Below are 13,396 nucleotides of genomic sequence, written 5' to 3'. Positions count from 1 at the left end.
ATTGCTGGCTGGTTCACACATTCAGCATGCCAGTCGTGGCCTCAACTTTGTCCTCCACCTGCCCCCCATCCCACCTATGCCATCATCCGCCCAGGACCGCAGCACCCATCAAGGCTGAACAGGCATGGAGCAGGCAACACGCTACACCGCAACGCTGTACCTGGCCGCGCCCGGCACCCCGCTGAAAAGTGGGGGCATCTCGCCGCGCGGCCATATGTACCTGCAGGTGGCCGCGGGCGACGAGGCCCACACCTACGGCTTCGCCCCGCCGTGCCACGCGCCGGGCGAAGCCCGCTCCGGCGTGCAGTACGCGCAGGTGCGCCACGATGATGCCGACGAGCATCTGGACCCGTACTACAGCCGCACCCTGGAAATCACCGAGGAGCATTACGGCTGCCTGCGCGACTTCGCAGAGGAACCGGCCGAGTTCGAATTCGATGTCGATCGCCCGGCCACCATCAACCGCTGCAGCGATTTTGTCTGGGCTGCGCTGCACTATGCGGGCCTGCATCCGCTGCCGGCGCCGCTGGATGGCGGCAGCAACCTCGGCGAGTTCGCGGTGCTGTTCAACCTGCCGGAAATCCAGTGCATTGCTGCGCCGTTCCCGGGCAGCGATCTGAATGCCGAAACCCACCACGCGATGCCCGAGCGCGAGGCCGAACATCATCGCCAGGGCGACCGCGCCAGCGATGAGCCGCCGCCGACGCCGATTGAAGTGGCCGGCACGCTGTTGGACCCTTCGCATCCCGACCATCGCCTGTTCTCGCAGCTGATCCAGAAAGTGGCCGAGCTGGATGCCGCGCATGGCCGCCCGTTCGATGCGGCCAGCCAGCGCATCAGTGCCAGCCTGCTGGTGCTGGCCAAGCAGAACAATCTCTCGCGCGTGGACCACGTGCTGCTCAGCCGACCGACCCAGAACAGCCATGCCGCCGAAAGCATCTTCATCGTGCAGGGCGACCGCAACGATCCAGGGCACCGCCGCGCCAGCATCGCCACTGAGGTGGCGGCCAAGACCGATGTGGCCGATTCGCTGCGGTTGAAGGAGCAATGACGCGGCCACTGCGGCGGGGGCTGGTGGTACTGGCGGTGCTGGGCGCGCTGGCGGCATGCCGTGCGTCAACAGCGCCGGAGGTTGCGCCGCCCCTGCTGACGCGCGCACAGGCCGAGGCCCGCACGGTTGTGCCGCTCACGCGGGCCGTGCAGTTGCAGAAGGCCGGTCGGATTGCCGAGGTCACGTTTGATTTGCCGGCGCCCCAGAAGCCGGCCATTCCGATCCTGAACATCGGGTTGCGGCTGCAGGATACCGATGGGCGCTCGTTGCTGGACGCGTGGGAGAAGATCAGACTGGGAAAGCCACCCACGCGATTGCGCCTGGAGCGGATTGATGGCGGCGCACTTGGTCCTGTACAGCTATGGCAGAGCACTCCTGACGGGCGCGACTCACAGAGAATTCCAGAAGATGAGGTTGTGCGATATCTGGCTGATACAAGCTTGGATGACAACGCACTGATCGAGGCCGGTTTGCACTCGGATGAGATGCTGTATCAGGTGCTTCAGTTCGCGCAGGTCGGTTGGCTGGAGCCGGGCCGGTATCGGTTGACTGTCGACCTGATGGAGGACCGCCCGCAGCTGGAAGGGCTCCAAGCCGAACTTATTGTTGGATATCAATCGCTAGGGAAGTAAGACATGAGCAAGGAAGCAGAGCGCTATACGGTCACGATTCATCTCGCCGCACCCGGCACGCCGAGAGTCGATGTGGGCGACGCGGGCCAGAAGAGATTGTTGGATCCGTCATTTGCTGGGCACATGTTTCTTTCGCTGACGCGATCAAGTGACCCGGTACCCGTGAGCAGGGGATTCACGATGGGGAGCGACCGTGCGAATCCCTCGCTGGGCAAAGTCGATGACACGGATCTGCGGGTCTACGACAAGCCCCGCTTCGAGCGCACGATCGAGATCAGCAAGGAGCAGTACGACCGCATCCTCGAGTTCTCGGCAGACCCGAAGAAGCACGGCTTCGACATGGATTACGACTTCTTCTCCAACGCCTGCACCGATTTCGCATGGGGTGCCCTGAACCACGCTGGGCTGCGCCCGGTCGGGCTGGCCGGGGAGCTCACCAACTACGAGGGCGCCACCAGGGTCCTGGACAACATCCGCGCCGTCAATGCCATTCCGCAGCAGGTGAAGGGCAGCGAGCTGGACAAGGTGCAGTGGAACCCGATGCCGAAGCAGACGTTCCGCGAGTGGATGTTCACCGAGAACGGCGAGCAGTGGCGCGGCAACAGCGTGCTCGCGGCAAGCGGCACGCCCGCAGACCCGGCGCACGACGATCATGCCCGCCTCAACCAGATCCACCAGCAGGTGGCCGACCTCGGCGCTTTCGGTGCGCGCAACGGCAATGTCAGTGCCAGCCTGCTCGCGCTGTCGAAGGAGCAGCAATTCTCGCGCGTGGACGAAGTGGTGCTGGGCGAGCAGCGCGGCGATACCGCACCGAAGCTGTTCATCGTGCAGGGTGACCGCAGTGACCCGGCACACCAGCGCGCCAGCATGCCGGCGGAGTTGGCTGCGCAGGCACCGGTGGAGGCCTCGTTCGATCGGGTCGCGCAGTTGCAGCAGAATCAGCGGCAGGGGGACGCGCAGCGCCTGCAGGAGGAGCAGCAGCTTCAGCAGAGCCACGGTCCACGGATGGCATAGCCGCGGGCGCAGCATCGAGGTCGAGCGTCGGCCATGCCCGCGCCGGCGCACGCCACGCCCCCCACCTGCTACCATTCCCCCCGCAACCCCAGCCAGCCCACCCGCGCAGACAGATGCGGGGCGGGCCGTCGCAGTACGGCCCAGCGAGCCAGGACACCCTCCCGTGCCCATTCAAGGACGCTCGCATGTTCCGTACTCCTCTCTTCCGCTCGGCCGCCCTGGCCGTTGCCGTTTCGCTCAGCCTCGGCGCGCCCTCCGCGTTCGCCGACAACGCACCCGCTGCCAGTGCTACCACCGCCGCTGTGCAGCGCCAGGCCGTGGCCAAGGGCCTGTACGAGCTGGCCTACAGCCCGAAGCAGAACGCCGTGTTCGTGGCCTCCTCCGGCGGCTTCGGCGATGACGCCGGCCCGGCCCAGGTGCTGCGCCTGAACCCGGCCACGCTGGCCGTGGAAACCCGCATTCCGCTGGAGCGCAAGGCGTTCGGCGTGGTGCTGGACGACGCCCACAACCGCCTGTACGTGGGCAACACCGTGGACCTGTCGGTGACCGTGGTCGACACCGCGCAGAACAAGGCCGTGGGCACCATCCAGTTGATGGAGAAGAAGACCGGCAAGGACGGCAAGGCCGCCTACACCCACGACCTGCGCGAGCTGGTGGTCGACAGCGCGGCCAACCGCCTGTACGTGACCGGCCACAGCAGCCAGCCGGACGTGAGCAGCGTGCTGTTCGTGATCGATACCACCACGCTGAAGGTGATCAACACCATCGACGGCCTGGGCAATGCCAAGGCGCCGGGCCTGGCGCTGGATGCGGCCAACAAGCGCGTCTACACCAGCAACCTGCTGGCCGACCTGGTGGTGGTGGGCACCGATTCGAACAAGGTGGTGGCGCAGCACAGGATCGCCGCCGAGCAGCCGATGAACATCGCGCTGGATCCGGCCGGCAAGCGCCTGTTCGTGACCGACCAGGGCTCGGAATTCCTGCGGGGCTACCAGGCCAAGAGCAGTGGCCTGGTCAGCAAGCATCCGGGCCAGCGCGTGCTGGTGCTGGACCGCAGCACCGGCAAGGAGCTGGCCAGCATCCCGACCGATGCCGGCCCGCTGGGCATTCTGCTGGATGCACCGCGCAAGCGCCTGTACGTGACCAACCGCGAAGCCGGTACGGTGACCGCCTACAACAGTGACAGCTACCAGAAGGTGGCCACCTACACCGTGCCGACCCACCCGAACAGCCTGGCGCTGGATGCGAAGAACAACGTGCTGTTCGTGAGCATCAAGAACGGCGAGAAGGATGACAAGGGCGCTGACGAGAGCGTGGCGCGCATCCAGCTGTGATGCGCTGACGCTGGGCTCGCCCGGCAGCGTGCCGCATGAAGAAGGCAGGGTGCAGGCCCTGCCTTCTTCTTTGCCGGGTTGCAGTGCCGAGCGCCAACCCGCTAGGGTTGAACCCTAGGGCAGGGAGCCAAAGGATCTGAATCATGCTGGGTATCCACCGCTGGCTGCGCGCCGGCCTGATCTTCACGCTGGCGGGCGCACTCGGCGCCTGTAGCAGCCGCGTACCGGATGCGCCGGAGCCGCTGGATCTGGTCAAGCCGATCGACGTGGCCGGGTCCGGCCAAGCGGTGCGGTTCGAGTTCGAGACGAATGCCCGCAACTTCTATCCGGGTCGTCCCTATGTTCTGGATCTTGAAGTGCCGCGACATGGACCCGGGCCTGACAGTGAGCCTGACATGGACAATGTTCATGTTCCCTTTCAGCTGTCCCTGCAGCGCTGGGTCGCAGGTGCCTGGCAGGACGTTGCAACGTCTGATGTCTATCAGGCACGGGCGCGCAATCTGGGTGAGCCGCTCCCCGAATGGCATGAGTCGGCAGACTGGCGTTACGCGCAGCAGGTATCGATGGACGCCAGCCGATACAGGTTGAGCATCGTCACGCTGCCGATAGAAATGGGTGCCCGCTACCGCCTGGATGTGCGCACGGTGCAGCCCACCGCTGCGCTCCAGCATTACCCGGCGCAGCTGCGGGTTCATGCCGACCCACTCTCTGGAAAATAGACGTCATCCCACTGCTGGAAGGAACTGAAGGATTTTTCTTATGGATAAGCCGCGCTACACCGTAGAAATCGTCATTGCCGCACCTGGTACGCCGTTGGTGGACGAGAGAGGTGTACAGAAAGTTGTGGACGGGGTTCCGCAGACATCCGGGCCCGGACACATGTTCTACGTGCTCCATGGGCCGGACAAGACCACGCGGAGTTTCGGCTTCGCGCCTACGGAGCATGGAAGCATGAACGGGCCGGGCGAGGTCATGAAGACCGATGCGGTCGAGTACAGGAACCCGCATTACAGCCGCACGCTCGAGATCAGCGAGCAACAGTACAGAAAGCTTGAGGCCTTCGGTGCGCACCCGGATAAGTACGGCTTCGATCTTCAATACAAGGACGTGCGCAACAACTGCGTGGACTTCACCTGGGAAGCCTTGAACCACGCAGGCATCCAGCGGAAAAGCAGCATCGACGTGAACGCGTTGGGAGGTCCCGCTGGCCAGCTTCTTCCGGATGTTCGCATTCCTCTTGACATCAAGGGGGCGGGCAAGGACGCATTCCGACCGCTGCGCAACATCCACGGTGTGGATAGCATTGATCCGCCGTTTCCGGACAGCGAGCTCAACCAGAGGAAAACCAATCCCCTGCCGGAGCGCAGTCTCAAGCAACACATGCTGAGTGATGCCGAGGGCATGGGCGAACGAAGCGGTGATCTTCTGGCCCGGCACAGCAACGACCCGCTGCTCTCGCAGATCCACCAGGGCGTGGCCCGGCTCGATGCAGAGCGGGGCCGCGACTTCGATGCCACCAGCGAGAACATCAGTGCCAGCCTGTACGCGCTGGCCAAAGCCAATGGCCTGACCCAGGTTGACCATGTGCTGTTGAGCGATCGCACCGCGCAGCCCGACGCTGCGCAGAACATCTTCATCGTGCAGGGCGAGCGCAACGATCCGGCACAGCTGCGCGCCAGCATGCCAACAGCGGTGGCTGCGCAGACACCGGCAGAAACTTCGTTCGAGCGTGCCGAGCAGCTGTCGCAGTCTGCACAGGTGCGCACGCAGGCTGAGCTGCAGCAGCGCCAGGTGCAGGAGCAGTCCGGTCCGCGCATGGCCTAGCGCAGCAAGCGCCACGGCGAGCCGCCGTACTCGCGGTGGGCCGCCAGTAACGCTGGAGGCGGCTCAGCCCAGGCGGTGTGCCGGGTTCTGCTGCTGCTCCTGCTCACGGGCCTGCTGTTCGGGCACTAACCCCACGGCCGGCTGCTGCGGGGCCAACCCCAGCTTCTGCATCGACTGCTCCACCGGCGTCTGCGCCGCCACCGCGGTCGGCATCATCGCGCGCAGGTGTGCCGGATTGGCCGGGTCGCCCTGCACCACGAAGACGTTGTGCCCGGCCGGGTGCTGGGCCGTGGCGTTGCTGACCAGCACATGGTCGACCTGCTGCAGGCCCTGCTCGCGGGCCAGCACGGTCAGGCTGGCGGTCAGGCGCTCGCTGGTCTGGTCGAACGCACGGCCATGCTGGGCGTCCAGTGCGGCCACGCCCTGACGGATCTGCTGGTTGAGGCCGTAGTCGGGGTGGTTGGGGGTGAGTTCTGCCATGGCGATCGAACGGTAGCGGTGGGTCGGGGTGAACCCCGCCAGTATAGATCCGGCCGGTGAAGGGCGCCGGAAAGGTCAGTCCGCCGGCCGATGGTCGTAGCTGATCACCCGTTCGGCCAACCAGCGCCCGTCCACGCGGCGCCAGACCTGGATGAAGCGGGCCTGGCCGGTCCAGCGTTCCACGCCATCCTTGCCGCGTTCATGGAAGCGGTGGTTGCCGATTTCGAGCGCCCGCTCATCGTGCAGCGGGAAGACCTGCAGCGAAGATTCCACCAGCTCGCGGCGCAGCTGCCAGCCACCCTTGCGCGCGCTGCTGCACAGGGTGGCCACGCTGCGACGGAAGTCCTCGCGGCTGCTGGCCGACTTGCCGTCCTTGTCATGGAAGAACTCCATGTCGTCGGTCGTCATCGCGGCGGCCCTGTCGGCATTGCAGGCCTCGAAGGCGGCGGCGAACAGCTGGGTGTCGGCCTGGCGGATCTGCTCGCGCAGGGAGTCGGCGGGCGCTGGCGCGGCAACGAGGCCGGCGGCCAGCAAGGGCAGGGTGGGCAGCAGCATGGTGAGGCTCCAGGGAGGGTTCACGCAGGCTCGCATGGCGTTTGGGCCACTGCAGCCGGCGTCCGACGAAACGGCCGTTCCACGGAGTGAACGCCCGCATTGGCGGCCCGGCGCCAGCGTCGGGGCCGTGGCTGTGCAGGCGATGTCATGAGCGGCCGGGATTCCCTCACGGCCGCCACAGGGCACGGCCACTAGCCTGAACGCCTCCCTTTCCACAGGAGCGCCCATGCCTGCTTCCCGCATCCGCCTGCACGTTGAAGACACAGGGGGCCACGGCCGCCCGGTCATCCTGATCCACGGCTGGCCGCTGTCCGCCGATGCCTGGAGGACGCAGGTGACGATTCTGCGCGACGCTCAACACCGGGTGATCAGCTACGACCGGCGCGGCTTCGGCCGCTCCGACAAGCCGGCCGAAGGTTATGACTACGACACGCTGGCGGCGGACCTGGCGGGGTTGATCGAGGAACGTGACCTGCGCGACGTCACCCTGGTCGGCTTCTCGATGGGCGGCGGTGAGGTGGCGCGCTATGTGGCCAACCACGGGCAGGAGCGCCTGCACAGCGTGGTGTTTGCTGCCGCCGTGCCGCCGTACCTGCTGCGCAGTGATGACAACCCGGACGGCCCGCTGACCCAGGACAAGGCTGATGAAATGCACAGTGGTCTGGAGAAGGATCGCGAAGCGTTCTTCGACGGCTTCACCCGCGATTTCTTCAGCGCCAACGGCAAGCTGATGGTCACCGAGGAAGCGCGCCAGGCGGCGATCGCGCTGTGTCATCAGTCCGACCAGACGGCAGCGCTGGGCTGCATGAAAGCGTTTGCCACCACGGATTTCCGCGATGATCTGAAGAAGATCACAGTGCCCACCCTGATCCTGCACGGTGACAGCGATGCCATCGTTCCGTTTGAAGGCTCTGGCCAGCGCACGCACCGGGCCATTGCGGGCAGCGAAGTGGTGATCCTTGAAGGCGCGCCGCACGGCTGCAATACCAGCCATGCCGACCACTTCAATCTTGCCCTGCTGAACTTCCTGAAGCGGTAAGCTGCGGCCATGCGCGAACCGAAGATGCCACCGTGGAAGAAGCCCAACCCCAAGGGCCAGACCTCGCAGCCGCTGTCGCCTGCACAGAAGGAGGCGGCGCGGCAGCGGGCGGAAGAGAATGGGCGGCGCTATCCGAATCTGGTGGACAACATGTGGGCCGCCAAGCTGCCGCGCAGACTGTGATCTGTAGAATTGAGCCATGCTCGACTCCGCTCTGCATCCATCCACGCATGCGTGGATCTACTGCAAGAGCAGCCGAGCGTGGGCTCGGCTCTACAGCTTGGCCAGCGGCTTCCAGCCGGGTTCCAGCCAAGGCGCGATCTTGTTCTGTCGAACCGTGACGGCCTCAGCCGGCAGCCCCGCCAAGCGCGCAAGCTCTGCACGCAGCAGCTCGGCATCCACCGACATGGCCGTAGCCACCTGCAGCCGATCACCCTGATGTCTCACCTGTACCGGTAGCGTGGCACGCGCGTCCTGCTGGCCGCCGGTGCGCCCGATCGGGTAGCGCATTGTTACCGGCCGTGACAGCTGCGCCAGTGCGGGCTGCCACGCCTGCAGCACGAGGGCTGCCCGGCAGCGGGAACATGTATTTCAGCAATCGTGGCTGGGTAGCCGGTGAGGCTCTCGACCATGACCTGGAAGCGCGCGCCATCTGGTACGGCCAGCACGGCGGCGATCAATACGCACAGCGAAACGAATACCGCCGCCAGGATCCAGCTGCGCGGCGCGGTGGCCGGTCGAGTCGCGTTGCGCAGCCCCGGTTTGCGCCGCAGCTTGCGCGCGTAAATGCGCCGGTCCTTCCTGCGCGGGCTGCTGCTGTGCTCAGGCAGGTTCAAGGGAACGCGCGGAAGGCGCGCCACGCGGGCCTGGATCAGGCGCGAGAGCAGCATCCACGCGATCACGAACGCCAGCAGCGGGAGCAGGGTTCGCACCCACAGATACAGCGTGACCATCCACAACACCTCTACATACGACCATCCATGCTCGTCTACATCCTACCGGGACCACGCGGTGGTTGTCGTATACGCCAGCCGACAGGCACAGGATGCTTGGTTAGGATGTTTCTTTGTTGTCATGGATGAACCGATGGTCTCTGCCGCTGCCCGCTTCTGTCGCATCTGTGGTCCCGGCCCGATCCTGCTGGCCCTGCAGGTGGTGGCGTTGCTGGCGGTAGGCCTTGCAGCCGGCTTCTTCCACTACCGTGTGGGACTGCTGCTGGAGCCGGTGGATGACGCATGCGGTGGGCCCGACGCGGCCGCACGCATACAGGTGGCCGAACAGCTGCTGGCGCGATCCACTGCGCTTGCACCGTGGCAACCGTTGCAGTGGATTCCGATGGCGGGCGTGGTGCTGGCGCTGCTGGGCGCGATGTCGATCAGCGTCTATCGGCTGGGGCGGTTGTCCGGACGGCTGCGGCGGGCCAACCGGGTCTTGATGATGCTGCATGGCGCGGTACTGGTGCTGGCGGTGCGGGCATTGCATCTGTACGACATGGCATGGACCAGTGTGGCCAAGCTGGCGCCGACAACCTGCCTGATGGAACTGGGGGAACAGGGCAGTTTGCCGCTGGCACAGGCGCAGGAGGTGGTGTTCGAGATCCTCACCCACGAGCATGCCCCGCTGCTGCGCAATCCCGATGATCTGGCCCTGGTGCTGGTCGCAGTGATGCTGATGGCGATGGCTGCAGGATTCATGTTGTGGCGGGCGATCGTGCGCGAGCGGGAGGTGCAGTCGCCCAGCCCATAGCAGCTGCATGCCCGACCAGGCGTTCTCAATCACGCTAAAGTCCGTACTTCGCCCCTGCAAGGAAGTGCTGATGCGTTGGTTGCTTCGCGCTGTACCGCTACTGCTCTGTTCGTTGGCGGTACACGCCGCTGAAGTAGATCGCCGGATTGCGGTGACCATCGACGACCTGCCCTGGGCGCGGGTGGATGAGATCGTTCCGCCGGACCTGCAGGCGCGGCATGAAGCGCTGATGGACCAGCTGCGCGAGGCAGGCGTGCCGGTGGTCGGCTTCGTCAACGAGAACAAGCTTGAGATCGACGGGCAGGTGCAGCCGGCGCGGGTGCAGATGCTGCGTGACTGGCTGGACGCCGGCTACATGCTGGGCAACCACACCTACTCGCACATGGACCTGAACGCCAAGGGCGTGCCTGCGTTCCAGCGGGATTTCCTGCGTGGCGAGACGGTGCTGCGGCCGTTGCTGGCCGAGCGCGGGCTGAAGCCGCAGTGGATGCGTCACCCCTATCTGCGTGCGGGGCGCACGCCGGAAGACCGCGCGGAAATGGACGTGTTCTTCAAGCAGCTTGGGTACCGCGTGGCGCCGGTGACGGTGGACAACGGCGAGTGGGTGTGGGCGTTCGCCTATGCCAACGTGATGAACGAGCAGGCGGATTCGCCCGCGCGCGCGGCGACGCTGGCGCAGCTGCGCAAGGGCTACGTGCCGTACATGCTGAACAAGCTGGACTATTACGAGAAGCAGTCGCAGGCGCTACTTGGGTACGCGCTGCCGCAGGTGTGGCTGATGCACGCCAATGAGCTCAACGCGGCGACCTTTGCCGAACTGGTCGCGGCCACGAAGCGTCGCGGCTATCGCTTCATTTCATTGGACGAGGCGATGCGTGACCCGGCCTACGCGCGGGGTGCCGAGGGCTACAACGGCCGCTATGGCCCGAGCTGGCTGCACCGCTGGGCGATGGCGCAGAACAAGCCGAAGGACTTCTACGCCGGCGAACCCGAGGTGCCGGCGTGGGTGATGAAGCTGGCCAAGGTCGACTCGGAGTGACGCTCAGCGCTTGACGGCCAGCACGCCGTCCAGCGCCAGTTCGGCCTTGAAACCCGCCTTTTCCAGGCGCTTGGCCACTTCACGCGGCACGTCGCGGCCGCTGGTCAGCTTGTTCGGCGCGCCGGTGTAATGGAACAGGCGGCCGCCCTTGCGGATGACGCGGGCGAGGTGGTCATAGAACACCTGGGAGTACAGCTCGCCGGCGATGCCGAAGCGCGGTGGGTCGTGCAGGATCGCATCGACACTGTTGCTGGCCACCTGTTCGATCTGCTGCGAGACGTCACCGTGGCTGAACTGCAGGCGGCCACCGGCGGCAGCCGAGTCTGGATCCGGTGACCACGGGTTGAGCGTGCGCAGCCACATCACGTCGGCATTCTTCTCGAACGAGCGGATCTGGCCGACACCGGCCTCCAGCGCGCAGGCGGCGAAATAGCCCAGGCCACCACAGGTATCGAGGATGACCTTGCCGGCCGGGGCGACCAGCTCGACCTTGCGGCGCGCGTCCTCGAACGGTGACAGCTTGGAGGTCGGCAGCATCTTGATGCCGTCGATCTCGAAGGTTGGTGCGCCCCATTCGGTCGGCACCAGCTTGATCAGCGAGCCGCTGTAGCGCGAGATCGGCGCGAAGTCCTCGCCATCCCAGTAGTACAGCGTGCGGTCCTTCAGCTTGCCCGGCCACGGGTAGGGCTGGCCCCGGAAGTGGAAGCCGTCGGCATCCAGCACCACGCTGTCCTGGCTGCGGCCGAGGTCGAGCGAGCCCTGCCATTCGGCAGCGCCCTTGTCATGGGCACGGCGCAGGGTGTCAGCGCTGTCGCGGGTCAGCAGGGGGCCGGTGTAATGGGGCACGGCGGGTACCGGGGCGGTTTCGGGGGAGGGCATGGTACCGCAGGGCGCATGATGGGTTGAAAGAGTGATTTATTACCATGGTCGTTGAAAACAACGGTCTATGGGGCATGTGCAGCTAATCAGTATGACGGGGTGCCGCGACGCGGCCTTCAGTGAAAGGCTGAAGGCCGCCTAAAATCAGTTGCCTACTGGGCGAACTGAGTTCCGCGATTGGAAGCGCATTGCCTTGGTATGCACACGTCCAGCGAGGTGCTCACGAATCGCGACTCCATTACGGTGCAAATGACGCCAATTCCCTCGCTGAGATAGAAGGGGGATGAATAATGACGTGTATCGCTAAAGTAGCATCTGCCGTTGTCAATGCCGATCTTGGCTGTTCGGGCTCCCGCGACGGAGCTCTCTGCGTTCATCTGGCCTATTGAGTAATAGGAGACGCCCACAGGAACACGTCCATTCGGCGCAGTTGCCGTAACCCAGTCAATACTCTTCGAATTCAATTTTGAGGTTGGATTTCCAGGGGTGTTTTCGCGAGTGCATACCCAGCCTGCTGCCGGCCCTTCAATCGTCCCTTCCCCTTGAGATGGTTCCATATCCATGGAAAGGCAGAAAGCTTGGTGATAGAGCTTGGTCGCCTCCGACTGGTCGCTGTATCGATAGATCAGTCTTCCAAATCCATCAGGCTTCAGATGCTGATCAACTTGAATCTGTCCCCCATCGAAGTCTGGCCAAGTTGTACGGCGAACAATGATGATCTCTCCTTTGGCGCTGAGCTCCGTTCTGTCGACACTCAATGGTGTTCCTGCGAATGCAGGCGAGGCCGTGGCGATTGCCAGACACAGGATCAGTGTGCGATTACTCATCTGCGCGTCTCCGTTCTACGGTTGCGGAGACACTAGGCTCAACAATGTTCAGTTTTCAGATTGTGACCCGCACCGTAATTGACCAGATTTCAAACTTTTCTTACTAGTTTGAATGTTGATCCATCGCTCAATCGCACTTCACCGCATACACCGGCCCAGCACCGATCAGCATCAGCGCCATGTAGTCACTATCACTGGCCTTGCCCTTCAATGTCGCGTCCTTGTTGAAGTGGAAGATGCCGAAGCCACCGGCCATGCGGATCAACGCGCTGTCGATCTGCTCGGCGTCATCGCGGAAGTAGCGGCTGATCTCGCTGCGGGTGGCCTTGTGCAGGGCATTGGGCTCGCGCTGCCACTGGTCGCCGCGGCTGAAGGAGACGAAGTACTGGCCGCCTTCCTTGTCGATGCGGAAATCGGCCGGTTTGCGCGCGCCGGTGGCGAAGCAGCCCTGCAATGGGTCGGCGGAGAAGGGACGCCGCGCATCGTCGCCGCAGGCAGTGAGCAGCAGGAGGGCACCGGGCAGCAGCAGGCGGAGCGCTCGCATGGGATGTCCCTACAGTGCAGGTGCGGCTAGTGTAGGCAGCACGCGGGCGTGGCCCGTACAGAAATTCGGCAAGGACACAGGGGTTTTCGGATGGCGCAGGGCAAGGCACCGTGGTGCGGCATGGCCAGTTGGGTGGGTATTGCAGTGGATTGGGGGGCAGGCACCGTAGCGGCACAGGCGGCGGTCGCTGCGGGTGGCAATGGCATGGCCGCAGGGCTGGGCGTGGGCGTGCTGGGTGCGGCACTGGTGGGCGGCGGCCTGGCCGTAGCCTCGCGCGTGCGCGGTGAGCGCTGGCCATGGATCGGCATCAGCGGTGCGGTGCTGAGCGCGCTGCCGCTGCTGATGTACCTGCTGCGGATGATGCTGAAGCTCTAGCGGTAGTGCCGGCCGCTGGCCGGCAACACCGGATTGTTTCCGGAGCCCATGAGGTTG

The 13,396-nt window shown here is 64.9% G+C and carries 16 protein-coding genes and 1 pseudogene; 11 read left to right on the top strand and 6 right to left on the bottom strand.

Annotation, left to right across the window (positions count from 1 at the left end; genetic code table 11):
* Positions 1–124 precede the first annotated feature (124 nt).
* From R5H29_RS22065 to R5H29_RS22040, 6 genes are all read left to right on the top strand, one after another.
* A complete protein-coding gene (locus R5H29_RS22065; protein ID WP_332329853.1) occupies positions 125–1,051 on the top strand; it encodes an XVIPCD domain-containing protein in 927 nt (308 codons plus the stop codon).
* Positions 1,048–1,683, top strand: coding sequence for a hypothetical protein (locus R5H29_RS22060; protein ID WP_332329852.1), 636 nt, complete (start codon positions 1,048–1,050; stop codon positions 1,681–1,683). The genes R5H29_RS22065 and R5H29_RS22060 overlap by 4 nt, the downstream gene beginning before the upstream one ends.
* Before the next feature lie 180 nt (positions 1,684–1,863).
* Complete coding sequence (locus tag R5H29_RS22055) at positions 1,864–2,697, top strand: XVIPCD domain-containing protein (RefSeq protein WP_332329851.1); 834 nt, start codon at positions 1,864–1,866, stop codon at positions 2,695–2,697.
* A gap of 185 nt (positions 2,698–2,882) precedes the next feature.
* Positions 2,883–4,031 (top strand): YncE family protein, encoded by a 1,149-nt coding sequence (locus R5H29_RS22050; RefSeq protein ID WP_332329850.1) that lies wholly within the window; start codon positions 2,883–2,885, stop codon positions 4,029–4,031.
* A 143-nt stretch (positions 4,032–4,174) separates the two neighbouring features.
* Positions 4,175–4,750 (top strand): hypothetical protein, encoded by a 576-nt coding sequence (locus R5H29_RS22045; protein ID WP_332329849.1) that lies wholly within the window; start codon positions 4,175–4,177, stop codon positions 4,748–4,750.
* A 40-nt stretch (positions 4,751–4,790) separates the two neighbouring features.
* Positions 4,791–5,855: an XVIPCD domain-containing protein gene (locus R5H29_RS22040; protein ID WP_332329848.1), complete on the top strand. Its 1,065-nt coding sequence runs from the start codon at positions 4,791–4,793 to the stop codon at positions 5,853–5,855.
* Positions 5,856–5,918: 63 nt separating this feature from the next.
* Here R5H29_RS22040 and R5H29_RS22035 read toward each other — a convergent pair whose 3' ends face one another.
* Positions 5,919–6,335: an XVIPCD domain-containing protein gene (locus R5H29_RS22035; RefSeq protein ID WP_332329847.1), complete on the bottom strand. Its 417-nt coding sequence runs from the start codon at positions 6,333–6,335 to the stop codon at positions 5,919–5,921.
* Positions 6,336–6,410: 75 nt separating this feature from the next.
* A complete protein-coding gene (locus R5H29_RS22030; RefSeq protein ID WP_019660875.1) occupies positions 6,411–6,890 on the bottom strand; it encodes a nuclear transport factor 2 family protein in 480 nt (159 codons plus the stop codon).
* Between the two features lie 226 nt (positions 6,891–7,116).
* Here R5H29_RS22030 and R5H29_RS22025 point away from each other — a divergent pair, with 226 nt between their 5' ends.
* Complete coding sequence (locus R5H29_RS22025) at positions 7,117–7,929, top strand: alpha/beta hydrolase (RefSeq protein WP_308305878.1); 813 nt, start codon at positions 7,117–7,119, stop codon at positions 7,927–7,929.
* 9 nt (positions 7,930–7,938) lie between these two features.
* Positions 7,939–8,112, top strand: coding sequence for a hypothetical protein (locus R5H29_RS22020; RefSeq protein ID WP_332329846.1), 174 nt, complete (start codon positions 7,939–7,941; stop codon positions 8,110–8,112).
* A gap of 90 nt (positions 8,113–8,202) precedes the next feature.
* Here R5H29_RS22020 and R5H29_RS22015 read toward each other — a convergent pair.
* Positions 8,203–8,882: pseudogene (locus tag R5H29_RS22015) on the bottom strand (hypothetical protein).
* A 133-nt stretch (positions 8,883–9,015) separates the two neighbouring features.
* Here R5H29_RS22015 and R5H29_RS22010 point away from each other — a divergent pair.
* On the top strand, positions 9,016–9,675 hold the full coding sequence (locus R5H29_RS22010) for a hypothetical protein (RefSeq protein ID WP_180832595.1): 660 nt from the start codon (positions 9,016–9,018) through the stop codon (positions 9,673–9,675).
* 70 nt (positions 9,676–9,745) lie between these two features.
* Complete coding sequence (locus R5H29_RS22005) at positions 9,746–10,714, top strand: polysaccharide deacetylase family protein (RefSeq protein ID WP_332329845.1); 969 nt, start codon at positions 9,746–9,748, stop codon at positions 10,712–10,714.
* A gap of 3 nt (positions 10,715–10,717) precedes the next feature.
* Here the strand turns inward: R5H29_RS22005 and R5H29_RS22000 are convergent, their stop codons facing one another.
* The 3 genes from R5H29_RS22000 to R5H29_RS21990 form a co-directional block, all read right to left on the bottom strand.
* Positions 10,718–11,560 (bottom strand): class I SAM-dependent methyltransferase, encoded by an 843-nt coding sequence (locus R5H29_RS22000; RefSeq protein ID WP_407073567.1) that lies wholly within the window; start codon positions 11,558–11,560, stop codon positions 10,718–10,720.
* A gap of 185 nt (positions 11,561–11,745) precedes the next feature.
* On the bottom strand, positions 11,746–12,420 hold the full coding sequence (locus R5H29_RS21995) for a hypothetical protein (RefSeq protein ID WP_143994735.1): 675 nt from the start codon (positions 12,418–12,420) through the stop codon (positions 11,746–11,748).
* A 127-nt stretch (positions 12,421–12,547) separates the two neighbouring features.
* Positions 12,548–12,964 (bottom strand): hypothetical protein, encoded by a 417-nt coding sequence (locus R5H29_RS21990; protein WP_188239856.1) that lies wholly within the window; start codon positions 12,962–12,964, stop codon positions 12,548–12,550.
* Between the two features lie 90 nt (positions 12,965–13,054).
* On the opposite strand from R5H29_RS21990, the gene R5H29_RS21985 reads away from it, so the two are divergent.
* Positions 13,055–13,339, top strand: a complete 285-nt coding sequence (locus R5H29_RS21985; protein WP_332329843.1) for a hypothetical protein — start codon at positions 13,055–13,057, stop codon at positions 13,337–13,339.
* Positions 13,340–13,396 lie beyond the last annotated feature (57 nt).

Origin of the sequence: Stenotrophomonas sp. A3_2 (assembly GCF_036624925.1) — a bacterium.
GTDB lineage: Bacteria > Pseudomonadota > Gammaproteobacteria > Xanthomonadales > Xanthomonadaceae > Stenotrophomonas > Stenotrophomonas hibiscicola.
This window is presented reverse-complemented; position numbering and strand designations above follow the sequence as displayed.